21 protein-coding genes and 1 pseudogene are annotated in these 24,821 nt (G+C 69.2%); 10 read left to right on the top strand and 12 right to left on the bottom strand.

From position 1 onward, the window contains the following. From ACF8NF_RS13355 to ACF8NF_RS13330, 6 genes and pseudogenes are all read left to right on the top strand, one after another. Nucleotides 1-534: pseudogene (locus ACF8NF_RS13355) on the top strand (phenylacetate--CoA ligase); the annotation flags it as partial. Between the two features lie 17 nt (nucleotides 535-551). Next, nucleotides 552-1,211, top strand: a complete 660-nt coding sequence (locus ACF8NF_RS13350) for a TetR/AcrR family transcriptional regulator (RefSeq protein ID WP_016449263.1) — start codon at nucleotides 552-554, stop codon at nucleotides 1,209-1,211. A gap of 36 nt (nucleotides 1,212-1,247) precedes the next feature. Further along, nucleotides 1,248-2,399, top strand: coding sequence for an ABC transporter substrate-binding protein (locus ACF8NF_RS13345; RefSeq protein ID WP_392450714.1), 1,152 nt, complete (start codon nucleotides 1,248-1,250; stop codon nucleotides 2,397-2,399). 83 nt (nucleotides 2,400-2,482) lie between these two features. Continuing rightward, entirely contained in the window at nucleotides 2,483-3,511 is a 1,029-nt protein-coding gene (locus tag ACF8NF_RS13340) for a branched-chain amino acid ABC transporter permease (protein WP_012202505.1), read from the top strand. After that, on the top strand, nucleotides 3,508-5,400 hold the full coding sequence (locus tag ACF8NF_RS13335) for an ATP-binding cassette domain-containing protein (protein ID WP_016454720.1): 1,893 nt from the start codon (nucleotides 3,508-3,510) through the stop codon (nucleotides 5,398-5,400). The genes ACF8NF_RS13340 and ACF8NF_RS13335 overlap by 4 nt, the downstream gene beginning before the upstream one ends. Beyond that, the gene (locus tag ACF8NF_RS13330; RefSeq protein WP_070080829.1) at nucleotides 5,397-6,146 is read left to right on the top strand and encodes an ABC transporter ATP-binding protein; all 750 of its coding nucleotides are present in this window, start codon (nucleotides 5,397-5,399) and stop codon (nucleotides 6,144-6,146) included. The genes ACF8NF_RS13335 and ACF8NF_RS13330 overlap by 4 nt, the downstream gene beginning before the upstream one ends. 69 nt (nucleotides 6,147-6,215) lie before the next feature. On the opposite strand, the gene ACF8NF_RS13325 is transcribed toward ACF8NF_RS13330, so the two are convergent. From ACF8NF_RS13325 to ACF8NF_RS13310, 4 genes are all read right to left on the bottom strand, one after another. Further along, the gene (locus ACF8NF_RS13325; RefSeq protein ID WP_203400322.1) at nucleotides 6,216-7,187 is read right to left on the bottom strand and encodes a tripartite tricarboxylate transporter substrate binding protein; all 972 of its coding nucleotides are present in this window, start codon (nucleotides 7,185-7,187) and stop codon (nucleotides 6,216-6,218) included. A gap of 104 nt (nucleotides 7,188-7,291) precedes the next feature. Further along, nucleotides 7,292-7,558 (bottom strand): DUF2783 domain-containing protein, encoded by a 267-nt coding sequence (locus tag ACF8NF_RS13320; protein WP_013800326.1) that lies wholly within the window; start codon nucleotides 7,556-7,558, stop codon nucleotides 7,292-7,294. 31 nt (nucleotides 7,559-7,589) lie between these two features. After that, the gene (locus tag ACF8NF_RS13315; protein ID WP_034368449.1) at nucleotides 7,590-9,281 is read right to left on the bottom strand and encodes an FAD-dependent oxidoreductase; all 1,692 of its coding nucleotides are present in this window, start codon (nucleotides 9,279-9,281) and stop codon (nucleotides 7,590-7,592) included. Nucleotides 9,282-9,415: 134 nt separating this feature from the next. Beyond that, nucleotides 9,416-10,381, bottom strand: a complete 966-nt coding sequence (locus tag ACF8NF_RS13310; protein ID WP_043790848.1) for an MBL fold metallo-hydrolase — start codon at nucleotides 10,379-10,381, stop codon at nucleotides 9,416-9,418. 149 nt (nucleotides 10,382-10,530) lie between these two features. Here ACF8NF_RS13310 and ACF8NF_RS13305 point away from each other — a divergent pair, with 149 nt between their 5' ends. Beyond that, a complete protein-coding gene (locus tag ACF8NF_RS13305; protein WP_016449271.1) occupies nucleotides 10,531-11,349 on the top strand; it encodes an IclR family transcriptional regulator in 819 nt (272 codons plus the stop codon). Nucleotides 11,350-11,368: 19 nt separating this feature from the next. Here the strand turns inward: ACF8NF_RS13305 and ACF8NF_RS13300 are convergent, their stop codons facing one another. After that, nucleotides 11,369-13,201 (bottom strand): methyl-accepting chemotaxis protein, encoded by a 1,833-nt coding sequence (locus ACF8NF_RS13300; protein ID WP_043790849.1) that lies wholly within the window; start codon nucleotides 13,199-13,201, stop codon nucleotides 11,369-11,371. 307 nt (nucleotides 13,202-13,508) lie between these two features. Between ACF8NF_RS13300 and ACF8NF_RS13295 the strand changes: the two genes are divergently transcribed. Next, entirely contained in the window at nucleotides 13,509-14,342 is an 834-nt protein-coding gene (locus tag ACF8NF_RS13295; protein ID WP_026062563.1) for a GNAT family N-acetyltransferase, read from the top strand. A gap of 254 nt (nucleotides 14,343-14,596) precedes the next feature. Here ACF8NF_RS13295 and ACF8NF_RS13290 read toward each other — a convergent pair whose 3' ends face one another. From ACF8NF_RS13290 to ACF8NF_RS13275, 4 genes are all read right to left on the bottom strand, one after another. Further along, nucleotides 14,597-15,064, bottom strand: a complete 468-nt coding sequence (locus tag ACF8NF_RS13290; protein WP_392450713.1) for a CoA-binding protein — start codon at nucleotides 15,062-15,064, stop codon at nucleotides 14,597-14,599. Nucleotides 15,065-15,092: 28 nt separating this feature from the next. Beyond that, nucleotides 15,093-16,364, bottom strand: coding sequence for a Na+/H+ antiporter NhaA (nhaA, locus tag ACF8NF_RS13285; RefSeq protein ID WP_203400324.1), 1,272 nt, complete (start codon nucleotides 16,362-16,364; stop codon nucleotides 15,093-15,095). A 238-nt stretch (nucleotides 16,365-16,602) separates the two neighbouring features. Further along, a complete protein-coding gene (locus tag ACF8NF_RS13280) occupies nucleotides 16,603-17,136 on the bottom strand; it encodes a hypothetical protein (RefSeq protein ID WP_016449276.1) in 534 nt (177 codons plus the stop codon). A 191-nt stretch (nucleotides 17,137-17,327) separates the two neighbouring features. Continuing rightward, nucleotides 17,328-19,598, bottom strand: a complete 2,271-nt coding sequence (locus tag ACF8NF_RS13275) for a protein-disulfide reductase DsbD family protein (protein WP_392450712.1) — start codon at nucleotides 19,596-19,598, stop codon at nucleotides 17,328-17,330. Nucleotides 19,599-19,813: 215 nt separating this feature from the next. Between ACF8NF_RS13275 and ACF8NF_RS13270 the strand changes: the two genes are divergently transcribed. Both ACF8NF_RS13270 and ACF8NF_RS13265 read left to right on the top strand, forming a co-directional pair. Then, nucleotides 19,814-20,791, top strand: coding sequence for a tripartite tricarboxylate transporter substrate binding protein (locus ACF8NF_RS13270; protein ID WP_016449278.1), 978 nt, complete (start codon nucleotides 19,814-19,816; stop codon nucleotides 20,789-20,791). Nucleotides 20,792-20,820: 29 nt separating this feature from the next. Further along, nucleotides 20,821-21,681 carry a creatininase family protein gene (locus tag ACF8NF_RS13265; RefSeq protein WP_392450711.1) on the top strand — a complete coding sequence of 287 codons (861 nt, stop codon included), beginning with the start codon at nucleotides 20,821-20,823 and terminating at the stop codon, nucleotides 21,679-21,681. 154 nt (nucleotides 21,682-21,835) lie between these two features. Here the strand turns inward: ACF8NF_RS13265 and ACF8NF_RS13260 are convergent, their stop codons facing one another. The 3 genes from ACF8NF_RS13260 to ACF8NF_RS13250 form a co-directional block, all read right to left on the bottom strand. Beyond that, nucleotides 21,836-22,810 carry a tripartite tricarboxylate transporter substrate binding protein gene (locus ACF8NF_RS13260; protein ID WP_209672366.1) on the bottom strand — a complete coding sequence of 325 codons (975 nt, stop codon included), beginning with the start codon at nucleotides 22,808-22,810 and terminating at the stop codon, nucleotides 21,836-21,838. 119 nt (nucleotides 22,811-22,929) lie between these two features. Further along, entirely contained in the window at nucleotides 22,930-23,613 is a 684-nt protein-coding gene (locus tag ACF8NF_RS13255; RefSeq protein WP_016449281.1) for a histidine phosphatase family protein, read from the bottom strand. A gap of 91 nt (nucleotides 23,614-23,704) precedes the next feature. After that, entirely contained in the window at nucleotides 23,705-24,664 is a 960-nt protein-coding gene (locus ACF8NF_RS13250) for a PhzF family phenazine biosynthesis protein (RefSeq protein WP_392450710.1), read from the bottom strand. Between the last annotated feature and the right edge of the window lie 157 nt (nucleotides 24,665-24,821).

Raw genomic sequence — 24,821 nt, 5'->3', positions numbered from 1 at the left:
AGCAAGGACGGGCCGGTGATCTGGGAAGACCATTTCTATCCCGAGATCATCGACCCCGACACGGGCGAGGTGCTGCCCGACGGCAGCGAGGGCGAGCTGGTCTTCACGTCGCTGTCCAAGGAAGCCATGCCCATCGTGCGCTACCGCACGCGGGATTTGACGCGGCTGCTGGCGCCGACTTCGCGCAGCTTCCGGCGCATGGGCAAGATCGTGGGGCGCAGCGACGACATGCTCATCATCCGCGGCGTGAACCTGTTTCCCACGCAGATCGAGGAGATCGTGCTGCAGAACGCCCAGCTGTCGGGCCAGTACCAGCTGGTGGTCACGCGCGAGGGCAACCTGGACCGGCTGGCCGTGCGCTGCGAGATGCAGCCGGGCACGCAGGGCGACACCGAGGCGCTGGCCCTGTGGGTGCAGCAGCGCATCAAGACCCTGGTCGGCGTGAGCGCCGAGGTCGAGGTGCTGCGGCCCGATTCCATAGAGCGCACCCTGGTGGGCAAGGCCCGCCGCGTGATCGACCACCGCAGCCGCTGAGCACGCACAGGAGTCCCATGGCCCGAGGCCGATCTTCCGGATACGACGACCAGCGCGAACTGATCCTGGGCCATGCCGCCGCGCTGTTCGCGCGCAGCGGCTACCCCGGCACTTCGATGAACGAGGTGGCCCAGGCCTGCGGCCTGTCCAAGCCCACCATCTACCACTACTTCCGCGACAAGTACGCGCTGCTGGTGGACATCACCGATGGCCACATGACGCGGCTGCAGGCCCTGGTGGACGAGGTGCAGGCCATGGGCCTGCCGCCCGAGCCGCGGCTGCGCATGCTGATCGAACGCTTCGTGCAGGAGTACGCCCATGCCCGCCATGCCCACCGCGTGCTGACCGAGGACGTGCGCTTCCTGCAGGACGAGGACCGCCAGCGCGTGGTGGGCAAGGAGCGCGCCGTGGTCGAGGCCTTTGCCCAGGCGGTGGCCCAGCTGCGGCCGGACGCCGACGGCGCGGGCCTGTCCAAGGCGCTGGCCATGCTGCTGTTCGGGATGATGAACTGGATGTTCACCTGGCTGCGGCCCGACGGAACGCTGGACCACGAGGCCATGGCCCCCGTGGTGGCCGACCTGTTCCTCGGAGGCTTGCCGGCCGTGCAGACCCCAGGCAAACCCGTGCATCAAACCGCTGGCAAAAAAATAGTTACCACGGTAAATTGTGGCGCCTGACGGCACCGCGCCCCATCCAACACAAAGGAGACAGACATGAAGCGCATGACAAAACTAGGCCTGCTGGCCGCAACCCTGGCCACGGTCTGGGGCTCGGCCCTGGCCGACATCAACGTGGGCGTGGTGGTCTCGGCCACCGGGCCGGCCGCGTCGCTGGGCATTCCCGAAAAGAACACGGTGGCGCTGATGCCGCGCACGGTGGCGGGCCAGAAGGTCAACTACATCATCCTGGACGACGCCTCCGACACCACGGCGGCCGTGGCCAACACGCGCAAGCTGATCAGCGAGAGCAAGGTCGACGTGATCCTGGGCTCCAGCATCACGCCCAACTCCCTGGCCATGGTGGACGTGGTCTCCGAGGCCAAGACGCCCATGATCACGCTGGCGGCCTCGGCCAAGATCGTCGAGCCCGTGGATGCCAAGAAGTTCTGGGTCTTCAAGACGCCCCAGCACGACGCCATGATGGCCGCCGCCATCGGCGAGCACATGGCCAAGGCCGGCATCAAGACCGTGGGCTACATCGGCTTCAACGACGCCTATGGAGAAAGCTGGCTGCAGGAATTCCGCAAGGTGGCCGATGCCAAGGGCCTCAAGCTCACCGCCACCGAGGCCTATTCGCGCAGCGACACCTCGGTCACGGGCCAGACGCTCAAGCTCATGGCGGCCAAGCCCGATGCGGTGCTGATCGCCGGCTCGGGCACGCCGGCCGCACTGCCGCAGAAGTCGCTCAAGGAGCGCGGCTACCAGGGCAAGATCTACCAGACCCACGGCGTGGCCAATGCCGACTTCCTGCGCGTGGGCGGCAAGGATGTGGAAGGCACGCTGCTGCCCGCCGGCCCCGTGCTGGTGGCCCACCAGCTGCCCGACAGCAACCCGGTCAAGAAGTCCGCCGTCTCCTATGTGGAGGCCTACGAGGCCGCCAACGGCAAGGGCACGGCTTCGACCTTTGGCGCGCATTCCTGGGATGCGGGCCGCGTGCTCGAAGCGGCGATTCCCGCCGCGCTCAAGAAGGCCCAGCCCGGCACGGCCGAGTTCCGCGCCGCGCTGCGCGATGCGCTGGAGCAGACCAAGGACGTGGCCGGCGCCCACGGCATCTTCAACATGACGCCCACCGACCACCTGGGCCTGGACCAGCGCGCGGCCGTCATGGTCAAGATCGAGAACGGTACCTGGAAGTACCAGCCCTGAACCTGCAGGCCTGAGGCCGCAGCGGCTGCCGCGCCTGGCGGCGGCCGCTGTGGCGCTTGGCCGCGTCTGCTCGAAAGTCGATCATGGATCTGCAAATCGCCCTGCTGCTGGGGCAGGACGGCATCGTCAACGGCGCCGTCTACGGCCTGATGGCGCTGGCCCTGGTGCTGGTGTTCTCGGTCACCCGCATCATCTTCATCCCGCAGGGGGAGTTCGTCGCCTTCGGCGCGCTCACCCTGGCCATGATGCAGGCCGGACGCGTGCCCACCACGCTGTGGCTGCTGCTGGCCCTGGCCGCCGCCGTGCTGGTGGTGGACCTGCTGCGCTGGCGCGCGGGCAGCCAGGTGAGCTGGCCCGCCACCTTCCTGTGGTGCCTGGCGCTGCCGGCCATTGCCGTGGCCCTGGCCTGGGGGCTGCGCCCGTCCTCGCTGATGCTGCAGGCGCTGGCCACCCTGGTGCTGATCACGCCCATGGGGCCGCTGCTGTACCGCCTGGCCTACCGGCCGCTGGCCCATGCCTCGGTGCTGATGCTGCTCATCGTCTCGGTGGCCATGCACGGCGTGCTGGTCGGCCTGGGGCTGCTGTTCTTCGGGGCCGAAGGCTCGCGCACCCCCGCGTTTTCCGAGGCGCAGCTGCGCCTGGGCGACATCACGATCTCGGGCCAGTCCCTGGTGGTGGTGGGCGTGACCCTGGTGCTGGTGGCCCTGCTGTTCGTGTTCTTCGAGCGCTCCATGATCGGCAAGGCGCTGCGCGCCACGGCCATCAACCGCGTGGGCGCACGCCTCATGGGCATTCCCACGGCCATGGCCGGCGACGTGAGCTTTGCGCTGGCCGCGCTGATCGGCGCCATCTCCGGCCTGCTGATCGCGCCGCTGACCACGGTGTACTACGACACCGGCTTTCTGATCGGCCTCAAGGGCTTCGTGGCCGCCATCGTGGGCGGGCTGGCCAGCTACCCGCTGGCCCTGGCCGGCGCGCTGCTGGTCGGGCTGCTGGAGGCCTTCTCGTCGTTCTGGGCCAGTGCCTACAAGGAGGTGCTGGTGTTCACGCTGATCATCCCGGTGCTGTGGTGGCGATCGCGCAATAGCCACCATGTGGAGGAAGAAGAATGAGCGCCCCCGTTTCCTCGCAGGCCACGGCGCCTGCCAAGGCCGCTTCGGGCGGCATCAGCACGCGCGTGCTCACGGTGGCGGCCATTGCGCTGCTGGCCGCGTCCTGGGGCTTCCTGCCCGATTTCACCGTCGTCATCCTCAGCTACATCGGCCTGTTCGCCATGGTGGCCGCAGGCCTGGTGATGCTGACCGGCGTGGGCGGCATGACCTCGTTCGGCCAGGCGGCCTTCGTGGGCATCGGCGCCTATGCCACGGCCTGGGTCTGCACGGCGCCTGCCTCGGTGGCGGCGCTGGGCGGGCTGGTGGGCGCGGCGGGCCTGCCCTGGGTGGGCCTGGCGCTGGGCCTGCTCATCACCTTCGTCGTGGCCTGGCTGCTGGGCGCGGTCACGGTCAAGCTGCAGGGCCACTACCTGCCGCTGTGCACCATCGCCTGGGGGCTGAGCCTGTACTACCTGTTCGGCAACATGGAGTTCCTGGGCGGGCAGACCGGCATCACGGGCATTGCGCCGCTGGTGATCGGTGGCGTCTCGCTGGCCTCGCCGCGCGCCATGGGCGTGGTGATCTGGGCCGTGCTGCTGGTGGCGCTGTGGCTGCTGCACAACCTGCTGGACTCGCGCGAGGGCCGGGCCATCCGCGCGCTGCGCGGCGGCCGCGTCATGGCCGAGTCCATGGGCATCGACACGGCGCACTACCGCGTCAAGCTCTTCGTGCTGGCGGCCCTGCTGGCCACGCTGTCGGGCTGGCTCTACGCCCACATGCAGCGCTTCGTGAGCCCGGCGCCCTTCAACCTGAACGTGGGCATCGAGTACCTGTTCATGGCCGTGGTCGGCGGCGCCGGCCACCTGTGGGGCGCGGTGCTGGGCGCCACGCTGATCACGCTGATCAAGCAAAAGCTGCAGGACATATTGCCGGCCCTGCTGGGCACCAGCGGCAACTTCGAGGTCATCGTCTTCGGCCTGCTGATGGTGCTGGTGCTGCAGCGCTTTGCAGAAGGCCTGTGGCCCACGCTGCAGGCGCTCACGGCGCGCTGGGTGCGCCGACCCGTGTCCGATCTGAAGCTGGCGGACGCTGCGCCGCTGGCGCAGCGCGCGCTGCCCGCGGCGGGCCAGGTGCTGCTGGCGGCCGAGCATGTGACCAAGCGCTTTGGCGGCCTGGTGGCCAACAACGATGTGGCCATGACGCTCAAGGCCGGCGAGGTGCATGCGCTGATCGGTCCCAACGGCGCGGGCAAGAGCACTTTCTTCAACATGATCTCGGGCGTGGACTCGCCCACCGAGGGCCAGGTGCGCTTCATGGACCAGGCCATGAACGATGCGCCCTCGCGCCGCTTTGCCGCCCTGGGCCTGGGCCGCACCTTCCAGCATGTGCGCCTGCTGGGCCAGCGCAGCGTGCTGGAGAACGTGGCCGTGGGCGCGCACCGGCGTGCGCACCGGGGTTGGCTGGCCTCCATGCTGCGCCTGGACCGGGCCGAGGAGGCCTCGGTGCTGGCCGAGGCGCGCCGCCAGATCGAGCGCTGCGGCCTGGGCGCCTTCGCCGATGTGCCGGCCGCCTCGCTGGCCCTGGGCCAGCAGCGCATCGTGGAGATCGCACGCGCCCTGGCCGGACAGCCTGCGGCCCTGCTGCTGGACGAGCCGGCCGCCGGCCTGCGCCACCTGGAAAAACAGGCCCTGGCCGACCTGCTGCGCCAGCTGCGCGCCGAGGGGCTGGGCATTCTCGTCGTGGAGCACGACATGGAGTTCGTCATGAATCTTGCGGACCGCATCACGGTGCTGGAGTTCGGCACCGTGATCGCCGAAGGCACGCCGGCCCAGATCCAGGTCAACCAGCGCGTGCTGGATGCCTACCTGGGCGGCGGCGACGACGACGAGGCAACCGGAGAGACGGCATGACCGACACCCTTTTGCAGCTCAAGGGCCTGAGCGTGTCCTACGGTCCCGTGGAGGCCGTGCACCAGGTGGATCTGGATGTGCGCAGCGGCGAGATCGTCACCGTCATCGGCCCCAACGGCGCGGGCAAGACCACGCTGCTGTCGGCCGCCATGGGCCTGCTGCCCTCGCGCGGCGAGATCCATCTGGACGGCAAGCGCATCGCACGCCCCGGCGTCGAGGTCATGGTGGCCAACGGCGTCGCCCTGGTGCCCGAAAAGCGCGAGCTGTTCGGCGAGATGTCGGTGGAGGACAACCTGCTGCTGGGCGGCTTCTCGCGCTGGCGCCGGGGCCTGCGCGACCAGGCGCAGCGCATGGACGAGGTCTTTGCCATCTTCCCGCGCCTGAGGGAGCGGCGCCCGCAGATGGCCTCCACCCTGTCGGGCGGCGAGCGCCAGATGCTGGCCATCGGCCGCGCGCTGATGGCGCGCCCGCGCCTGCTGCTGCTGGACGAGCCCTCGCTGGGCCTGGCGCCGCTGATCGTGCGCGAGGTGCTGCAGGTCGTGGCCGGCCTGCGCGACCACGGCGTCTCGGTGCTGCTGGTCGAGCAGAACGCGCGCGCCGCCCTCAAGGTGGCCGACCGTGCCTACGTGCTGGAGATGGGCGCCGTGGCCCTCAGCGGCGCGGCCAGGGAGCTGCTGCATGACCGGCGCATCATCGATACCTATCTGGGGATGGGGCGCAGTGCGGAGGCGGCGGCGGTGGCCTGAGACGCAACCCCCAGCCACAACGAAAAAGGCTGCCGGACCGGCAGCCTTTTTGCGTCTGCAGCGTGGCGCTCAATCCAGCTTGATGTTGTTGGCCGAGATCACCCGTCCCCACTTGCCGCGCTCGGCGCGCACGAACTGGCCCATCTGCTCGGCGCTGCCGGGCATGGGCTCCACGCCCATGGCGGCCAGGCGTGCCTTGGTGCGGGTGTCGGCCAGGGCCTGCTGCAGCGACTGGCTGAACTTCTTGACCACCTCGGCCGAGCTGCCCGTGGGCACGACGATGCCCTGCCAGGCATAGCCCTCGAAACCTTTCAGACCCTGCTCCTGCAGCGTGGCGACCTGGGGCAGCACGTCCACGCGCGCAGGGCTGGCCACGCCGATGGCCTTGAGCTTTTTCTCGCTCAGGAAGGGAATGATGGTGGCGCTGTCGGCCCACATGGCGGGAATCTGGCCGCCGACCACGTCCTGCACGGCCGGGGCGGCGCCACGGTAGGGCACATGGGTCATGTTGCTGATGCCCGCCTGTTCGCGGAACAGTTCGCCCACCAGATGGTGGGGGCTGCCCAGTCCGGCCGAGCCCCAGCTCACGCCGGTCTTTTGCTGTTTGGCCCAGGCCAGGAATTCGGAGAGGTTGGTGGCGGGCACATCGTTGTTGACCACCAGCAGCATGGGAAAGCGCACCAGCATGCCCACGGGCTTGAAGTCGCGCTCGGCGTTGTAGTTGAGCTTGCTGAACAGGAAGGGGTTGGCCGCCAGCGTGGCGAAGTCGGCCGTGAACATGAGGTTGCCGTGGTCGCGCGAGCGGGCGCTGTACTCGGCCGCGATGTTGGTGCCTGCGCCGGGCTTGTTATTGATGACGATGACCCGCTCCATGTTGCGGCCCATGGCTTCGGCGATGACGCGGGCGACCACGTCCGAGCCGCCGCCGGCCGCATAGCCCACGACCCATTCCAGGGGCTTGTCCTGTGCCAGGGCGGCAGGCCCTGCGGCCAGGGCCAGGCCCGAGCAGGCCAGTGCGGCCAGAAACTGCTTGCGTTGCATCCTTGTCTCCATGTTGTATGCGGCGCCCTTGTGAGATGTCCAAGGTGTGAGGCGGGCGCCTTTGTGGGGATGGCAGGCCGCCGCACGGGCGGCGGCGCGCGGCTTCAGGCGGCCGCGTGCACCGGGGCGACCGGTGTCACGGCGCCGCGCTCGGCCGGGTCCGCGCCGGCAGGCGCAAGTCCTGCGCTGGCGCGGGCCAGTTCGAGCGCATGCAGCAAGGTGCCCTGGTGGCCGATGTGGTTGGCCAGCAGCAGCACGAGGCGGGCATTGAGGGCATGGCTTTGCGCGGTATCGAGCCCCTGGTGGGTGGCGATCAGGGCTTCGTAGAAATCGTCGCAGGCCTGCAGGTTGGGGTGGGTGGACAGCAGCATGGCGGTCTCCTGTGGATGGGGCGTAAGAGGTTCAGGCCGTGGCGGCGGCGCCGCAGGCTCTTTGGAGAGCGGCGCGCACGCCGGCCTCGTCGGGGCGGCGCCAGCGCGCGCAGACATGCTGGTCGGGCCGCAGCAGGTAGCTGGTGCCGGGGCGCGCATCCAGGCGTCTGGCCGCCAGGCCGCGCGCATCGATGAGGTCGGCGTCTGGTGCATGGGCCTCGCCCTCTGTCGCGATGGACAGGTTGAGCACGCCGGGCAGCGCCTGCGCCCAGGCCGGCGTGGGGCCGAAGTGCAGCAGCGTGAAGTCCGGGCCCAGGGCGCGCAGCAGCCAGGCCGTGCCGTCCACGCCGGGCCGGCGCATGGGCGCATCGGCCAGCACGGCGCCGGGCAGCTGCGTTCCGTCGAAGGTGTCGGTGTCGGGCGTGTTGAGCGCCGAGCCATGCAGCGTGGCCGGCACGGACAGCCGCCCGCTGTTGACGATGCGGCGCGCGAATTCATGGTCGCGCGCCAGGTCCAGCACGGCGTCGCGGAACAGGCGGCTGATCTCGCTCTTGGGCGTGATGAAGTCGGTGGCGCGCGTGGAGTTGCGGATGTTCTCGTCGGCCGCGTATTCGCGCTCGGCGCCATAGGTGGCGATCAGCGAGGCATCGGCCTGGCCGCGCAGCACGCGGTCCAGCTTCCAGGCCAGGTTCTCGGCATCCTGCACGCCACTGTTGGCGCCGCGTGCGCCAAACGGCGAGACGCCGTGGGCGCTGTCGCCCGCGAAGACCACGCGGCCATGGACGAAGCGGTCCATGCGCAGACAGGCGAAGGTGTAGACGCTGGCCCATTCCAGCTCGAAGGGCGCGTCCTTGCCCAGCAGGGCGCGGATGCGGGGAATGATGTTCTCGGGCTTTTTCTCTTCCTCGGGATCGGCGTCCCAGCCCAGCTGGAAGTCGATGCGCCAGACATCGTCGGGCTGGCGGTGCAGCAGCACGCTCTGGCCCGGGTGGAAGGGCGGGTCGAACCAGAACCAGCGCTCGGTGGGGAATTCGGCATGCATCTTCACGTCGGCGATCAGGAAGCGGTCGCGGAAGATGCGGCCATGGCTTTCCTGGCCCAGCAGGCCGCGCAGCGGCGAGCGCGAGCCGTCGCAGGCCAGGACCCATTGCGCATCGATGCGGTAGCTGCCGTCGGGCGTCTCCACGGTCAGCAGCGCGCCCTCGGCCTGCGGCTCGAGCGCCGTGACCTTGCTGTGCCAGCGCAGGTCGATCAGCGGCAGCTGCAGGGCTCGCTCGACCAGGTAGGCCTCGGCGTAGTACTGCTGCAGGTTGATGAAGGCCGGGCGCTCGTGGCCGTCCTCGGGCAGCAGGTCGAAGCGGTACAGCGGCTGGTCCTTGAAGAAGACCTTGCCCAGGTTCCAGGACACGCCCTTGTCCACCATCGCCTGGCCCACGCCCAGGCGGTCCCAGATCTCCAGCGTGCGCTTGGAAAAGCAGATGGCGCGCGAGCCCGTGGACAGCCGGCAGTCGTTGTCCAGCAGCACCACGCGCTGGCCGCGCTGGGCCAGGTCGATGGCCAGCGACAGGCCTACGGGGCCGGCGCCGACGATGACCACGGGATGCCGGGCGGGCGTGTCCGCACCGGCGTCCTGGTCGGCATGGCGCTCGTAGGGGATGTGGATGGCCTGTATGTCTGCGCCGCTGCCGCGCAGCGCTTGCAGGGAGATGGCGGGGTGGGACATGGGGTTCGTCCTCTGGCGTGGGCGTATGAGAGAGAAAAGGCGCAGCCATCCCCGCCGGCATCAGGGAATGCCGGTGCGCGGGCGGGTGCGATGGGCAGGCGTGCCGGTGCTCAGGACCGGCACGCCGCCGTGGTTCAGCCTTCGAGCGCTTCCCACATCTGGCGGTCGCGCTCGGCGGTCCAGATGCGCGGGTCGGCATGGCCCGAGGCCTCGTCGTAGGCGCGGGTCACATCGAAGGGCATGCAGTGGTTGAAGATCACCCACTGGCCGTACTTGGGCTGCAGCTTGGCGAAGGCGGCCTCGTAGACCTTGCGCAGGTCCTGCTGGGCGTCGGCGCCGGCCTTGACCTCGGTCCACAGGTCGCTGATGAAGTCGCGCGTGCCGGCCAGGCCGGCCTGCACCTCGGCCGGCGTCTGCAGCGCGGCGCCCCGGCCTGGCACCAGCTTTTCGGGCTGCAGGGCGGCAATGGCGTCCAGCGTGTGAGGCCAGTCCTGGAAGTAGGCATCGCCCGCATAGGGCGTGGCGCCGAACTCCACCAGGTCGCCGCTGAACAGCACCTTGTCCTGGGGCAGCCAGACCACGGTGTCGCCCTTGGTGTGGCCGCGGCCCAGCTGCAGGATCTGCACTTCCAGCTTGCCCAGCCACAGCGTCATCTTGCCGGTGAAGGTCAGGGTGGGCCAGGTCATGCCGTCGGGCACGCTTTCCACGTTCTGGAACAGGCGGGGAAAGCGGCCGATCTCGCTGGCCTTGTCCTGCTCGCCGCGCTCCACGATCAGGTCATAGGTGTCCTGGCTGGCAATGATGTGCTCGGCACCTTCCGCGAAGAAGGCCGAGGCGCCCAGCACGCGCACCGCGTGGTAGTGCGACAGCGTGACGTACTTGATGGGCTTGTCGGTGATCTCGCGGATGCGGCGGATCACGTCCTGCGCCATGACGGGCGTGGCCTGGGTGTCGATCACCATCACGGCGTCGTCGCCAATGATGATGCCGGTGTTGGGGTCGCCCTCGGCCGTGTAGGCGTAGGCGTGCTCGGAGAGCTTGTCGAAGCTGACCTGCTTGATTTCGAGGTCGGCGGCGGAGGCAAAGGTCTTGGTGGTCATGGGCATCCTGCTTTTGAAATGGACAAACGCATTTGTTTTTATCGAATGCCTGAATGCTAGGGAAAAATTCAACATTGAACAATTCGTTTGGCATAGTGAAAAACCCTCGGAGCCGCAAACTCCGGGTTCCAGCCTTCACAATGCCTGCCATGTCCGATGCCGCCTCTTCCCCGAACAGCCCCGTCTTCCTTCCTGACAGCAGCGATGACGAGCCCGCGCGCGGCCCGCGCGGCATCCAGAGCGTGGAAGTCGGCGGCCAGTTGCTCAAGGCACTGGCACGCACGGGCCGGCGCATGGCGCTCAAGGATCTGGCGCGCGAGGCCGAGATGACGGCGGCCAAGGCCCACCCCTACCTGGTGAGCTTTTGCAAACTGGGCCTGATGGAGCAGGACCGCGCCAGCGGCCACTACGGCCTGGGGCCGCTGGCCATACAGATGGGGCTGATCAGCCTGCAGCAGGCCGATCCCGTGCGCCTGGCGATCGCCGAGCTGCCCGCGCTGGCGCAGGAGGTGGGCAGCACGGTGTCGATTGCCATGTGGAGCGGCCAGGGGCCGACCATCATCCGCGTGGAAGAGGGGCCCACCCATGTCTATGTGGCCATGCGCCACGGCACGCCCGCATCGCTGCGCCACACGGCCACGGGCAAGATCTTTGCGGCCTTTGGCGAGCCCGGGCGCATTGCGCCCCTGCTGGACGCGGAAGGCCACAGCCTGGAGGAGCCCGCCTTTGCAAAGGAGCTGGCCGCCATCCGCGCCAGCCGCCTGAGCCGGGTCGAGAACCAGCTGCTGTCAGGCGTGAGCGCGCTGGCCGTGCCGGTGTTCGACGGCTTTGGCCAGCTGGTGCTGGCCATTGCCGCCATCGGCCCCTCGGCCACGCTGGACCTGGACCCCCAGGGCCGGCCGGCCCGGCTGCTGCAGGCCCAGGCGCGCAGCCTGTCCCAGCGCCTGGGAGCGCCGGCCCAGGCCTGAGCCCGTCGCTTGCGGCGGCTCAGTTGGTGAGCAGCAGCTGATCCCGGGCAGGCGCACGCCCTTCCAGCGTGAAGCCGGCCACCGTGCGCGACAGGTGGTGGGCCTGTTCGTTGAGCACGGACGATGCGGCGGTGGACTCCTCCACCAGCGCGGCGTTCTGCTGCGTGGCGCGGTCCATGTCGGCCACGGCCTGGTTGATCTGGCCGATGCCCACGCTCTGCTCGGTCATGGCGCCGTTGATCTCGACAATGATCTGGGAGACGCGCTGGATGCCGTCCACGATCTCGCCCATGGTCTGGCCGGCCGCGCGCACGCGCTCCGTGCCCATGGCCACGCTGGCGCCGGAGGCGTCGATCAGGGTCTTGATCTCCTTGGCGGCCGCCGCGCTGCGATGGGCCAGGCTGCGCACCTCCGAGGCCACCACGGCAAAGCCCCGGCCCTGCTCACCGGCGCGGGCGGCCTCGACGGCGGCATTGAGCGCCAGGATGTTGGTCTGGAAGGCGATGGCGTCGATGACGCCGATGATCTCGCCGATCTTGGACGAGGCCCGGGAGATGTCGTCCATGGTGCTCACGGCGCTGCCCACCACGTCGCCACCCTTGGTGGCCGAGCTGCTGGCCGACTGGGCCAGGCGCGTGGCCATGGCGGCCGCCTCGGCCGACTGGCGCACATTGGCCGTCAGCTGCGACAGCGAGGCCGAGGTCTCCTGCAGGCTGCTGGCCGAGGATTCGGTGCGGTTGGACAGGTCCAGGTTGCCCAGCTTGATCTCGTCGGTGGCGGTCTTCATGGACTCCACGCCGTTGCGCACATCCTTGAGCACGGTGCCGATCTGCTCGACGAAGCCGTTGAAGGACGAGGCGATCTGCGCCACTTCGTCATTGCCCGACACCGGCAGGCGCTGCGTCAGGTCGCCGCCGCCCGAGCCGATCTTGTCCATGGCGTCGCGCACCTGGGACAGGCGCCGGAAGGACTGGGCCGTCAGCGCCGCCGCCACGGCCGTGGCCAGGCAGGCCAGCAGCACGATGGCGATGGCCAGCGTCTTGAGCACGCTTTGCAGGCCGGTCGTGGCCTCGGCCTTGTCCAGCGCCACCACCAGCAGCCAGTCCGTGCCTTGCACCGGGCGGGCCTTGAGCAGCTTGGCGCTGCCGCCCAGGTTCACTTCCAGCGGCGCCGTGGCGCTGGCCAGCGCGGTCAGCGCGGCCGGCGTCAGCAGCTCGGAGATGTCGGACGTGGGCTTGAGCAGCAGCTTGGCATCGGCATGCGCCAGCACCTGGCCGTCACGGCTGACCACGAAGCCCAGGCTGCCGGGCGTGGGGCGGATGGCGGAGACCACCTCGCGCACGCCCTCCAGCGGCACGGCGCCGCTGATCACGCCCTGCAGCGCGCCGCCGCGCAGCATGGGCGCCACGAAGGCCACATAGGGCACGCCCGTGGTGGAGTCGCCATAGGGCTTGGTCAGGGCCAGCTTGCCGGCCTGCACGGCGCTCTTGTACCAGGGGCGGGCCGTGGGGTCGTAGTCGGGCGGAGTGCTGGTGGTGGACTTGTAGGTCTTGTCTTCCCAGCCCACCGTGGTGATGGGAAAGCCGCTGGCCTGGCCCATGTGGGCGGCAAAGCCCTGCGGGTCGCCGTGCTCGATCACGGCGGCGGCGGCGCTGACGGCGCGTGCCTTGGAGGCCACCCACTGGTCGATGGCCATGGTGTTGCCGGCGGTGATGGCGTCCAGGTCCTGTTCAATGGTCTGGAAAGTGCTGCCGCGAACGATGTGGTACGTGGCAGCCCCCGTGATGGCAAGGGCGCCGACCACGGTGGCTGTGCTGATGGCAAGGATCTTGGAGCGAAGGGTCTGGAGCATGGCGCGGCAAGGGAAGACTGAGGACTCCGCAAGCCGCAATGGCCGGGCATGCGGCCCTGTCATTAACGCACAATTTGTTTCATTTTTGACGACATGCCAACCCTGTGGTGGCGTGCACCAACTTGCGCGCAACACCTGTCATAGAGGCATTTGCTGCAGTGCACCATTGCAGTGCGGTGTGACATGTTGCTGTAACGCAACCGTCGCGGGACTTTCATGGCCGCTTTCCACAATGGCGGCACGCAGGCAAACCGAGTGGCACAGGCAGGTCACCGACTGCGTCCAACATGACGAGGAAGGCGGGCATATGGACGTTCTGGACACCCTTCGCAACGCGGCGATCGAGATCGCCAAGCCCCCGCTTTCCGCGCTTCTCCAGCCACCCCAGGCCGCGGACAAACCGCTGCGGCTGGATGTGCGCTGGGCCCGCCATCTCGACGAGGTGCGCCAGGTGCAGCGCCTGCGCCACGCGGTGTTCGCCGCCGAGATGGGCGCCGTGCTGCAGACGCCGCTGGCCGGGCACGACATTGATGCCTTCGACGACTTCTGCGAGCACCTCATGGTCTGCGATGCCGACAAGGGCGTGGTCATCGGCACCTACCGCCTGCTCACTCCCACCCAGGCGCTGCGCGCCGGGGGCCTGTACTCCGACCAGGAATTCGACCTGGGCCCGCTCGCCGCCTGGCGCCCGCGCATGGTGGAGCTGGGCCGCAGCTGCGTGCACGCATCGCACCGCCAGGGCGGCGTGATCCTGGCGCTGTGGGGCGCGCTGGCCGAATTCATGCAGCGCAACCGGCTCGACGCCATGGTCGGCTGCGCCAGCATCCCCATGCAGTACCCGGGCCTGGCCCATGGCGAGGGCCCGGCGCGCGTCTGGCAGCAACTGCGCCAGACCCATCTGGCCGAGCCCGAGCTGCAGGTGCGTCCCCGCGTGGCCCTGCCCGAGGAGCTGGCATCCGTCAGCACCAGCGGCATGAGCGTGGAGCCGCCCGCGCTGATCCAGGGCTATCTGCGCACGGGCGCCAAGGTGCTGGGCGCACCGGCCTGGGACAGCGACTTCAACACGGCCGACCTGCCCATCATGATGCGCATGCAGGACCTGCCTTCGCGCTACCTGCGCCTGTTCACGCGGCGCGGCTGAGGCCGTCGCAGCGTTTTGGGGAAATTGGGAATTTTCGGAAAGAGAGGGCGGAGCCGGCTTCTTGTGCAATGGGCCGGACCGTGATGTGCATCACAGGGCTGTCACAAAGACCGTGCATGATGCTGGATGTGGGCTGAAGCAGACACCCGGACGGAGGCAGGTAACCTGCACCGGACTGACCGGGCCTTGGTCCACGCCAATTGCAGGCCGCAGCCTCTTCGGGGCTGCGGCCTTTTTCATGGGCAATTCCTGAGTTACCGGGCAGTGGGCGGGGCATCGGCCAGAAGGCGCTGGTGTTCGATCTTCACGCAGCGGTCCTGCACGGTCCACAGGCCCGCAGCGCGGGCCAGTTCCAGGGCCTTGTCGTTGACCACGCCCAATTGCAGCCACAGGCAGCGCGCGCCGACGGCAACGGCCTCGGCGGCCAGCGGCGGGATGTCCTCGCTCTTTCGGAAGCAATCGACCATGTCGATGCGCGGGCCCTGTGCGGCCAGCGCGGCCGCAGCGTCGGCCAGGCTTGCATGGACGGGCTCGCCCAGGATGCTTCCGCCTTCGCGTGCCACCACGGGGTTCACGGGAACGATGCGGTAGCCGTGGCGCTGCATGTACTGCGAGGCCTGGTGGCTGGGCCGCTCGGGCTGCGGCGACAGGCCGACCACGGCCAGGGTGCGGCACTGCACGAGGATGTCGCGCAGGCGGGAGTCTGTGGCTGTATCACTCATGCGCCGCAGTGTACGCAGCGCATGCGGATCAGGCCGGCTGCACTGTCGCGTCCGCAGCATGGCGCCGGCGCAGCACCATCCCCCAGCCCAGCCCCAGCACGGCGGCCGTGGCCGAGGCCAACAGCACGCCCAGCTTGGCGGCATTGAGCAGGGCCTCGCTGTCAAAGGCCAGCGTGGCGATGAAGATGGCCATGGTGAAGCCAATGCCTGCCAGCAGGCCTGCCAGCAGCGTGTCGCCCCAGCCCATGCCCGGCGGCAGCGCGCACAGCCGCAGGCGCACGGCCAGCCAGCAGCTGATCAGCACGCCCAGCGGCTTGCCCAGCACCAGGGCCAGGGCCACGCCCCACATCACGGCCGAGGTGCCCGCCGCATCGATGCCAGCGGTGCCCGCCCCCTGCAGCGGCACGCCGGCATTGGCCAGCGCAAACAACGGCATCACGCCAAAGGCCACCCAGGGATGCAGGTCCGCCTGCACGCGCTCCACGGGCGCGGCGCTTTCGCGGCCGGCCAGCGCATGCACGGGCGTCACCAGGCCCAGCACCACGCCGGCCAGCGTGGGATGGGCGCCGGTCTGCCAGATGCCCCACCAGAGCACGGCGCCCGGCAGCACATAGGCCCAGGCGCGGCGCACGCCCAGCGACTGCAGCAGGAACACGCCGGCCAGGCCGGCGGCGGCCACCAGCAGCTGGCTCCATTGCAGCCCGCCCGAATAGAACAGCGCAATGATGAGCACGGCGACCAGGTCGTCGATGATGGCCAGCGCCAGCAGGAACACGCGCAGCGCGGGCGGCAGCCCCCGGCCCAGCAGGGCCAGCACGCCCATGGCAAAGGCGATGTCGGTGGCCGTGGGCACGGCCCAGCCATTGCGCAGCGGCGGCGCGGCATTGAAGGCCAGGAAGATCAGGGCCGGCGCCACAACGCCGCCCAGCGCGGCCATCACGGGCAGCAGCGCCTGGCGCGGCCGGGCCAGTGCGCCGGAATGCATCTCGCGGCGTATCTCCATGCCGACCACGAGAAAGAACACGCTCATCAGCGCATCATTGACCCAGAAATGCAGGGATTGCGACAGCTGCCACGGGCCCAGGCCCACGCTCAGCGGCGTGTGCCACAGCGCCTCGTAGGAGCCGGCCCAGCCGGAGTTCGCCCAGAGCAGGGCGGCGGCCGCTGCCAGTAGCAGCACGATGCCGCCCGCGGCCTCGGCATGGGACCAGCGGGACAGGAAGGCGCCGACGCGATCGGCGAAAGACAGGAAAAGGGGCGTGCGCGGGCCGGACGGCCGCGGGGTCGTGTAGGTGTTCATGTGCAAAGCAGCAAAGGGGCCTTGCGGCCCCGGTGCGCAGGCGGCCCGACCTGCGCTATCAACACCTGTCCTGCCGCCCCATGCGGTCTGGACACCCAGCCGCCATTATAAAAGAAGCCCCCACGCCCCCTTTTGCTGCGCAAGGTCCGCTGCCCCCCCGAGGGGGCCGCTTTTTGCCTTGGGGCGGCCCGGCGGCAAAAAATCGGCGGCCGGGACTCTTGCGCAAGACCGTGCGGATTCAGGGCCTGGGCGGCTCATTGCGCGAGACGCATTCGGCCAGCAGCCCCAGCGAGGACAGCGCAATCATGAATACCAGGAACACATAGGCCGCCGTAGCCACGCCCAGGCTCATGCTGAAGCCCCATTGCAGCACCGAGCAGGCCATGCCGGTCTGCGGATACATGGCCGTGCATTGCGATGCGGCCGGCATGTGCACGTACCAGGTGATGGCCACCAGCATGGCGCCCGCCACCATGGCGGCGTTGGCCCAGGGATGGGTCTGCGGGTGGTAGAGCGCATAGATCAGCGCCACGGGAACGGCCAGGCCCCAGGCGAACATCATCAGCCAGCTGAACACCGGCGAGACTGCCAGGATGGACTGCAGCCACTCCATCTTGGGCAACCCGTTGACGAAGCCCAGCAGGTCCCACACAAAGGGCAGGACGATCCCCGCCACAGCCAGGCTGGCCAGTCCCAGCGCCAGCAGCAATCCCTTGCCGCGTGAACGATGGTGCACCCCCGAAGGGTGCGAATGGGTGATCAGTGCATGCATGGCCCACCTCCTGTGTCGTGCAGGGCGGGCAGTTGCCGCGCGGGCGGGTCCGGAGTCGGGCGGCAGCCGCGGCGCCTAGCGTTCGGATTGCGGTATTCCCCGGATGGATCCAGTCTAGGACGGCGTGCACTGCAACAGATGTAGGTCTTGCACCTACCCAAAATCGGGGTTTGTCCCAGGAGGGGGTGCCGTCAAAGCGCGGCCAGCGCCCCCAGCACCTCGCCCTTGGACAGCAGTTCGCTGAGCACCACCGGGGGCTTGCCCGGCGCATGCAGCACATAGACGGGCACGCCGCTGCGGCCCAGTTGCTGCAGCGCGGCGGTGATGGCCGGGTCGCGCCGCGTCCAGTCGGCGCGCAGCAGGGTCACGCCGTACTTGTCGAAGGCGGCCAGCACCTCCTCATGGTTGAGCGTGGTGCGCTTGTTGACCTGGCAGGTCACGCACCAGGCGGCCGTGTAGTCCACGAACACGGGCTTGCCCGCCGCCTGCAGCTCGGCCACGCGGGCGGCCGACCAGGGCTGCCAGCGCTGGCCTGCAGCGGACGCCATGCCCGTGCCCTCCGCCTGGGCAGGTGTGGCGATCAGCGGTGCGGTGGTGGCCAGCAGCGCGCCTGCCAGCACCACGGCCAGCGTGGCCAGCACGGCCCGCGTGCGGCCCTTGAGCGTCAGCGTCCAGACCAGGGCGCTGAAGGCCAGCAGCAGGGCCAGCAGCGCGGTGGCGGCGTCGATGCCGCTTTGGTGCCCCAGCACCCAGACCAGCCAGACCACGGTGGCGAACATGGGAAAGGCCATGGCACGGCGGAAAGTGTCCATCCAGGCGCCAGGGCGTGGCAGCCAGCGCACTACGGCGGGAACGAAGCTGGCCAGCAGATAGGGCAGGGCCATGCCCAGGCCCAGGGCGGCGAACACCGTCAGCGCCTGCAGGGCCGGCATGTCGATGGCAAAGCCCAGCGAGGCGCCCATGAACGGCGCCGTGCAGGGCGAGGCAATGGCCACGGCCAGCACGCCGGACAGAAAGGCATCGGCCACCGGGTGGCGCGCATGCGCCGCAGCCCAACGCCCGGGCAGCATGGAGCCGAACTCGAACAGGCCGGCCAGGTTCAGGCCCAGCAGCGTGAACAGGGCTGCCAGCAGGGCCACGATGGCCGGCGACTGCAGCTGAAACCCCCAGCCCAGCTGCTCGCCTGCCGCGCGCAGCGCCAGCAGCAGCCCGCCCAGGGCCAGGAAGGACAGCACCACGCCGGCCGTATAGGCCAGCCCGCCCAGGCGCTGGGCGCGGCGGTCCTGTCCATGGCGTGCAAAGCCCAGGATCTTGATGGCCAGCACCGGGAAGACGCAGGGCATGAGGTTGAGGATCAGTCCACCCACCAAGCCACCGAGCAGGGCCATCCACAGGCTGGCGGCGCTGGCAGCAGGCGCAGCGGCCTGGTTGGCAGCCAGGGCCGCAGCCAGTGCGGGCGAGACGCTGGCCATGGCGGCGGCCGTCCAGCGGCCCTCGACCGGGGCCTCGGCGCGCCAGGCCACGGGCTGGCCCTGCTCCAGCGCTGCGGCGCGCTCGGCGGGCGGCAGGGCCAGGACCACGGGCAGCTTGGCCGGAGTGTCGCCACGCATGTCGGACAGGGGCAGCTCTGCCACCCAGGCCGCACCATCCCAGCGCTGCTGCCAGTCCTTGCCCAGTTCTGCCGCGTGGTGGAAGGTGTCGGAGGGTTCGGGATAGAAGTCCAGCGTGCGGCCCTGCAGGGATTCAGGCAGCCCCTCGATGCGCAGCTGCACGCGCTCGTCGGGCGTCCTGCCTTGTGCGGCAGGCTGGCTGGCCGGCACCACCTTGGCCTGGGCCGGCGCGGACAGTGCCTGGGGCTTGAGCGCCCAGGCCTGGGTGAAGGCCTGACCCTGGCCTGCCGTGCTGCCCTGCACGGGCAGCTGCAGCTGGAAATCGCCTTCCTCGGGAATGCACTCCACGCGGCAGACCAGCCAGTTCGCATGCAGGCGCAGGTCCAGCATGCCGGACGCGGGCAGCTTGAAGTCGGGGGCCACCTGCACGGGCACGGGCAGCAGCACCTGGCCCTCATAGCCGTAGTTGAGCAGCGGGCCCACGCGCAGCGCCTCGGGCACGGGCCACTGGATCTCGCCCGCCGTCAGGCCCGCAGGCAGCTGCCAGTTCAGCTCGGTGGCCAGGCCGGAGTCACCGGCGTTCTTCCAGTAGGTATGCCATTCGGGCTGGTGGGTGATCAGCAGGCCCAGCCACAGTGTCTGGCCAGGCTGTACGCCTTCGGGCGCCTGGGCCACGAGTTCGGCGCGCACGCGCGGCGTGTCCACGGTCGCTGCCGCCCCGCTGCCGGTTTTCAGGCGGATCTGCGCGCCGGCCTGGAAGGCCAGCAGGCTGGAGGCGGCCAGAAGGAAGGCAAGAAGCCAGAAGGCGAGGCGCTGGGGTGCGGTGTGGCGAGGAGGCGTTTGGAGTGGCATGGCGGACTATGGGAGCCCGGGGCGGGATCTTTGGTTCCCCTGGCTACAGGCGGCGATGGTAGCGGCCATGCGCCATGGAATCCTCTGTGCGTTGTTGCAAGACGATTGGCAAAAGATATCGTTGCATAGGCGCTTGGTATTGGACAGGCGATAGGTCCGTTGCCCATCATGGGCCGGCCACCCATCCGGGATAGAGCAACACAAGGAGACAAGCCATGCAGGAGACATCTCGCCGCCAATTCCTGGCCGCCGGCGCGGCAGCGGCCGCCGCCTGGGGGCTGCCGCAGCACGCGCGCGCGGCCGCTGCCTATCCCGACAAGTCCGTGCGCGTGATCGTGCCCTTTCCCGCCGGTGGCACCACCGACGTGGTGGCGCGGCTGGCCATGCAAAAGCTCGGGGAGCTGACCGGCCAGTCCTTCGTGGTGGACAACAAGGGCGGTGCCAATGGCGTCATCGGCACGGAACTGGCCGCCCGCGCCACGCCCGACGGCTACACCCTGCTGATGAACACGGCGGGCGCGCAGACCCTGAGCCCGGTGCTCTACAAGACCAGCTACGAGGCGCTGGCCAGCTTCGAGCCCATCAGCCATCTGTGCGACGTGGGCTTCGTCCTCATTGCGCGCAAGGACCTGCCCGTGAACAGCCTGCAGGAGCTGGTTGACATGGCCAAACAGGGCAAGCCGCTGAGCGTGTCCTCGGGCAGCAGCATGATTTCGCTGATCACCGAGCAGTTCAAGAAGGTGATTGGCGCGCCGGGCATCGTCAACGCCCAGTACAAGGGCACGGCGCCGCAGATGCAGGCCGTGGTGGCGGGCGAGGTGGATTTCTCGTTCGACTCCTTCACCTCGGTGGAGATGATCCGCACGGGCAAGGTCAAGGCCCTGGCCGTGCTGCTGCCCCAGCGCGCCGAAGTCTTTCCCCAGGTGCCCACCATCAAGGAGGCCGGCGTGGACGGCATGGGCTTCAGCTCCTGGTCGGGCCTGCTCGCGCCCAAGGGCACGCCCCGCGACATCGTGGCCCAGCTCGCGCAGCAGATGGACAAGGTCATGCAGATGCCCGACGTGCTGGCCAAGCTGCGCAGCTACAGCTATGTGCCGCGCCGGGGCACGCCCGAGGAGTTCGCGCGGCTGATCGAATCCGACAACGAGCGCTGGAAGCGCATCGTCAGGGAATCCAACTTCAAGGTCGAATGAGACGCAGGGCGGGGGCTAAGATCATGGCCATGCCAAGCTCCCCGCCTCCACACACGTCCCTCGGTACCTGGCCATCGCGCTGGTGGGCCGAAGTATCGGCGCGCGATTTCGCGCTGGCCCAGGCGGGGCTTGCCGCGGAAACCGTGGCGGTGCTGCCCGTGGCCGCCGTGGAGCAGCATGGGCCGCACCTGCCGCTGTCCGTCGATGCCCGCCTGCTGCAGGGCGTGATCGATGCGGCCCTGCCGCTGCTGCCGGCCGACCTGCCCGTGCTCTTTCTTCCTCCTCAGAACATCGGCTTCAGCGTGGAGCACCAATCGTTTGCCGGCACGCTGACGCTGTCGCCCGCCACGGTGATCGCGCTGTGGACCGAGCTGGGCGCCTGCGTGGCGCGGGCCGGCGTGCGCCGGCTGCTGTTGCTCAACGGCCATGGCGGACAGGTCAGCGTGATGGACATCGTGGCGCGCGAGCTGCGCATGCGCCACGGCCTGCTGGTCTACAGCAGCAGCTGGTTCGGCCTGGTGGACGATGCGGCCAATGCGCAGTTCAGCGCGCATGAGCACCGCTTCGGCATCCATGGCGGCGAGGTGGAGACGTCGATGATGCTGCACCTGGCGCCGGAGAGCGTGCGCATGGAGCATGCGCGGGACTTTCATTCCACTTCGGAGGATAGGGCGCAGCGGCATGCCTTGCTGGGCAATGGGCGAAGCGCCAAGATGGGCTGGGCCATCGAGGACTACAACGTTTGCGGGGCGGTGGGGAATGCTGCGGGGGCTACGGCCGAGCGGGGGGCCTTGATGGTGGAGGCTTCGGCTCGGGGGCTGGTGCGGTTGTTGTCCGAGATGGTTGCGCTGCCTGCGGATACTGTGGGAAGGGCGCCGGAGCCTCTTTAGTTTTGGGCCTTTTTTGGACCCTGCCGGGTGGTGGTTTTTCGAGGCCGGGTCTCGGCCCGGCGGCCGACTGTCCGCGACCCCTTCGCTGCGCTGCGGGGCCACCTGCGCTGACATACGGGGAGTTGTTGCGGGCCTTCGCTGCGCTCGGCCCTTTTTACTGTTTCGGGATCTTGGCCTGGACGATCACGTCGCCCCAGCGTTTGATTTCCGATTGCAGCAATTGCGCGGTCTGCTCGGGCGTACTGGATTGGGCCTGGACGTTCATTTCGCGCAGTTTCTGCGTGACTTCGGGGGAGTTCACGGCGGCGGCGATTTCCTTGTTCAGGCGGGCGATGATTTCCGGAGGGGTCTTGGCGGGGGCGGCCAGGGCGTTCCAAGAAGAGGCGACGAAGCCCTTGATGCCTGACTCCTGGGCCGTGGGCACGCCGGGCAGCAGGGCCGAGCGCTTGTCGCCGGTGATGGCCAGCAGGTTGACGGCCTTGGAGTTGATCTGGCCCATGATGGGCGTGAGGATTTCGACGGCCGCGTCGATCTGCCTGCCCCGCAGGGCCGTGACCACGGCGGGAGTGCCGTTGAAGGGCACGATCTGGGCGTCGATGCCGGCCGTGGTCTTGAACAGTTCGGCCGCCAGGTGCTGGGTGCTGCCGATGGCGATGCTGCCGATGTTGAGCTTGCCGGGGTGGGCCTTGGCCCAGGCCACCAGCTCGCCCAGGTTCCTGAAGCGCGAGTCGCTGGCGGTGAGCACGCCGATGTCGAAGTAGCCCAGGGTGGAAATCGGCGTGAAGTCCTTGACCATGTCGAAGGGCAGTTGGTTGAACAGCCCCACGGTGACGGCGCTGCCGTTGGACATGAGGAACAGCGTGTGTCCGTCAGGTGCGGATTTGGCCACGGTGTCGGCTGCGACGATGCCGCCCGCGCTGGGCTTGTTGTCGATGATGACGGGCTGGCCCAGCTGCGAGGCCAGCTTTTGCGCAACGACGCGCGAGGTGACGTCGGCCACGCCGCCTGCGCCAAAGGGCACGACGATGCGGATGGGCTTGTTCGACAGGGGCTGTGCCTGGCTGGTGATGGCGGCCAGCAGCAGGGCCGCGCAGGCCAGGGCGCTGCGCGTGAAGCGGCGTTTGTTCATGGGTCTTTTGTCTCCTGGCCGGCCAGTGTGGCGCAAAAGCGCAGGCCGGCCCAGATCGCCCGTGTTCTGGCTGCTATGCCCTGGCGCAATAGCCGTGTGGCGGCCTGGCCGGGGCTGGATCAGGCGTGCGTGATCCAGCTGCGGTGCTCGTCCGTGTCCAGGTGGTTGAGCGTGTTGAAGGTCTGCAGCATCAGGCGCTTGGGGCTGGTGGTGAACTCGGTCACGGCGCTGTTGCGGATGCGCATGTTCAGCGCAATGGTGACCTCCGGCGAGGTGCCCAGCACATGGCCCACGGCGGTGGAGATGGGGCCGCCGCTGCTGACCAGCAGCACGTTTTCGTCGGCATGTTCATGCCGCACGCGCTCCAGCACCTGGCGCACGCCGCCGGAGAAGTCGTCCCAGCTGGGCATGCCCTTGGGGCTGATGGTGCCGGCCATCCACTGGGCCAGGGCATCGCACAGCAGCCGGAAGTGGTGGCGGTACAGCTCGGGCGTGTCGGGCTTGGGCAGTGGCGCTGGGTGGATGGCCTGCAGCAGCGCGCCGCTGTCGTATTCATCGAGGCCCGCAAGCGCCTGGGTGCGGTGCTGCTCGGCAGGCAGGCTGCCCAGGCCTTCGGCAATGCCGGCCAGCGTCTGCGCATGGCGGCGCAGCGTGCCCGTGTAGACCGCATCGAAGCGCAGGCCGCGCTCTCGCCAGTAGGCACCCAGCCTTTGCGATTGCGCCTGGCCGCGTTCGCTGAGCTGGTCGTAGTCTTCGGCACCAAACGAGGCCTGGCCATGGCGCACAAGATAGAGGGTTCCCATGGCGCGGATTGTGGCCAGCGCTGGCGCCGGCGTTTGTCCTGCGGGCGACTGGCTGCCGCCTTGGCGACAGATTCCAGCACCCCGGCAGCCCTTACAACAGCACCTGGCCGCTCACGCACTCCACCACATGGCCGCCTATCCACAGCGCGCCCTGGGCGTCCTCGCTGACATGCACGCGGCCGTCGCGGCCCACGCAGCAGCCCTGGCTGGCGATGTAGGGCGCGCGCAGCAGGCCTTCGCCGCGCAGCCACAGGGCCAGGCTGGCGTTGAGGCTGCCGGTGACGGGGTCTTCGGTGACGCCGACGGGGCTGGCGAGGCCTCGCACTTCCAGGCTGGGGGCGGCATCCGCATCGGCCCCGGCCGGGCGCTGGCCCGTGGCAAAGGCGCGTGCCTCGCGGCTGCTGCGGCCGATCAGTGCCGGTGCATCTTGCGCGCTTTTGTACAAAGCGCAGGCGCCCACCTTGGTGTTCAGCGCCTTGAGCCTTGCATGGTCGGGCTCCAGCGCCAGCACCTGGTCGGGATGCTCGAAGAGCACGCCCATCCAGCGCGGGCCGTTGTCCAGCCAGGCGGCGCGCAGGATCTGGCCGGGCTCCGCGCCCAGCGCGGCAGCCACCTCGGCCAGCAGGCCCGGCTCCACGGCGCCGATGTCGGTGGCCGGTGCCTGGAAGGCCAGGCGTCCGTCCTGGCGCGCAATCGAGATCAGCCCCTTGGCGCATTCCTGCACGATGCGCCCCGCCTGCTGCGGCACGCCGCCCTGCGCCAGCCAGGCGTGGCAGCTGCCCAGCGTGGGATGGCCGGCAAAGGGCAGCTCGCCGCCCGGCGTGAAGATGCGCACGCGGTAGTCGGCGCCTGCGGCGCGGCCGGCCTCGGTGGGCGGCAGCACGAAGGTGGTCTCCGACAGATTGGTCCAGGCCGCGAAGGATTGCATCTGCGTATCTGTCAACCCGGTGGCGTCGAGCACGACGGCCAGCGGATTGCCCAGGTAGGGCCGTGCCGTGAACACGTCCACGGTCATGAAGGGGCGCTGGCGGGAGACGTATGCAGGTGTCATGGCAATGGGCAGATGGAAGGGAGGATGGAAAAGCCGACGGCAAGCCGGACTTTGGTTCGACTGCGTGTCGGCTTCCCTCTGGCCCAAGCAGGTAACTGGCCCAAACACCAGGGACGCCGAGCAAGAGCCGCCTCGCGGCGGGGGCGCCTAGCCGAGG

It is taken from the genome of Delftia sp. WSY_22, assembly GCF_043104185.1.
In the GTDB taxonomy this organism is placed as follows: Bacteria; Pseudomonadota; Gammaproteobacteria; order Burkholderiales; family Burkholderiaceae_C; genus Comamonas; species Comamonas tsuruhatensis.
This window is presented reverse-complemented; position numbering and strand designations above follow the sequence as displayed.

Coding starts and splice junctions, on each gene's coding strand:
- ACF8NF_RS13350 (WP_016449263.1), top strand. CDS start 552: ATGGCCCGAGGCCGATCTTCCGGATACGACGACCAGCGCGAACTGATC.
- ACF8NF_RS13345 (WP_392450714.1), top strand. CDS start 1,248: ATGAAGCGCATGACAAAACTAGGCCTGCTGGCCGCAACCCTGGCCACG.
- ACF8NF_RS13340 (WP_012202505.1), top strand. CDS start 2,483: ATGGATCTGCAAATCGCCCTGCTGCTGGGGCAGGACGGCATCGTCAAC.
- ACF8NF_RS13335 (WP_016454720.1), top strand. CDS start 3,508: ATGAGCGCCCCCGTTTCCTCGCAGGCCACGGCGCCTGCCAAGGCCGCT.
- ACF8NF_RS13330 (WP_070080829.1), top strand. CDS start 5,397: ATGACCGACACCCTTTTGCAGCTCAAGGGCCTGAGCGTGTCCTACGGT.
- ACF8NF_RS13325 (WP_203400322.1), bottom strand. CDS start 7,187: ATGCAACGCAAGCAGTTTCTGGCCGCACTGGCCTGCTCGGGCCTGGCC.
- ACF8NF_RS13320 (WP_013800326.1), bottom strand. CDS start 7,558: ATGCTGCTGTCCACCCACCCCAACCTGCAGGCCTGCGACGATTTCTAC.
- ACF8NF_RS13315 (WP_034368449.1), bottom strand. CDS start 9,281: ATGTCCCACCCCGCCATCTCCCTGCAAGCGCTGCGCGGCAGCGGCGCA.
- ACF8NF_RS13310 (WP_043790848.1), bottom strand. CDS start 10,381: ATGACCACCAAGACCTTTGCCTCCGCCGCCGACCTCGAAATCAAGCAG.
- ACF8NF_RS13305 (WP_016449271.1), top strand. CDS start 10,531: ATGTCCGATGCCGCCTCTTCCCCGAACAGCCCCGTCTTCCTTCCTGAC.
- ACF8NF_RS13300 (WP_043790849.1), bottom strand. CDS start 13,201: ATGCTCCAGACCCTTCGCTCCAAGATCCTTGCCATCAGCACAGCCACC.
- ACF8NF_RS13295 (WP_026062563.1), top strand. CDS start 13,509: ATGGACGTTCTGGACACCCTTCGCAACGCGGCGATCGAGATCGCCAAG.
- ACF8NF_RS13290 (WP_392450713.1), bottom strand. CDS start 15,064: ATGAGTGATACAGCCACAGACTCCCGCCTGCGCGACATCCTCGTGCAG.
- nhaA (WP_203400324.1), bottom strand. CDS start 16,364: ATGAACACCTACACGACCCCGCGGCCGTCCGGCCCGCGCACGCCCCTT.
- ACF8NF_RS13280 (WP_016449276.1), bottom strand. CDS start 17,136: ATGCATGCACTGATCACCCATTCGCACCCTTCGGGGGTGCACCATCGT.
- ACF8NF_RS13275 (WP_392450712.1), bottom strand. CDS start 19,598: ATGCCACTCCAAACGCCTCCTCGCCACACCGCACCCCAGCGCCTCGCC.
- ACF8NF_RS13270 (WP_016449278.1), top strand. CDS start 19,814: ATGCAGGAGACATCTCGCCGCCAATTCCTGGCCGCCGGCGCGGCAGCG.
- ACF8NF_RS13265 (WP_392450711.1), top strand. CDS start 20,821: ATGCCAAGCTCCCCGCCTCCACACACGTCCCTCGGTACCTGGCCATCG.
- ACF8NF_RS13260 (WP_209672366.1), bottom strand. CDS start 22,810: ATGAACAAACGCCGCTTCACGCGCAGCGCCCTGGCCTGCGCGGCCCTG.
- ACF8NF_RS13255 (WP_016449281.1), bottom strand. CDS start 23,613: ATGGGAACCCTCTATCTTGTGCGCCATGGCCAGGCCTCGTTTGGTGCC.
- ACF8NF_RS13250 (WP_392450710.1), bottom strand. CDS start 24,664: ATGACACCTGCATACGTCTCCCGCCAGCGCCCCTTCATGACCGTGGAC.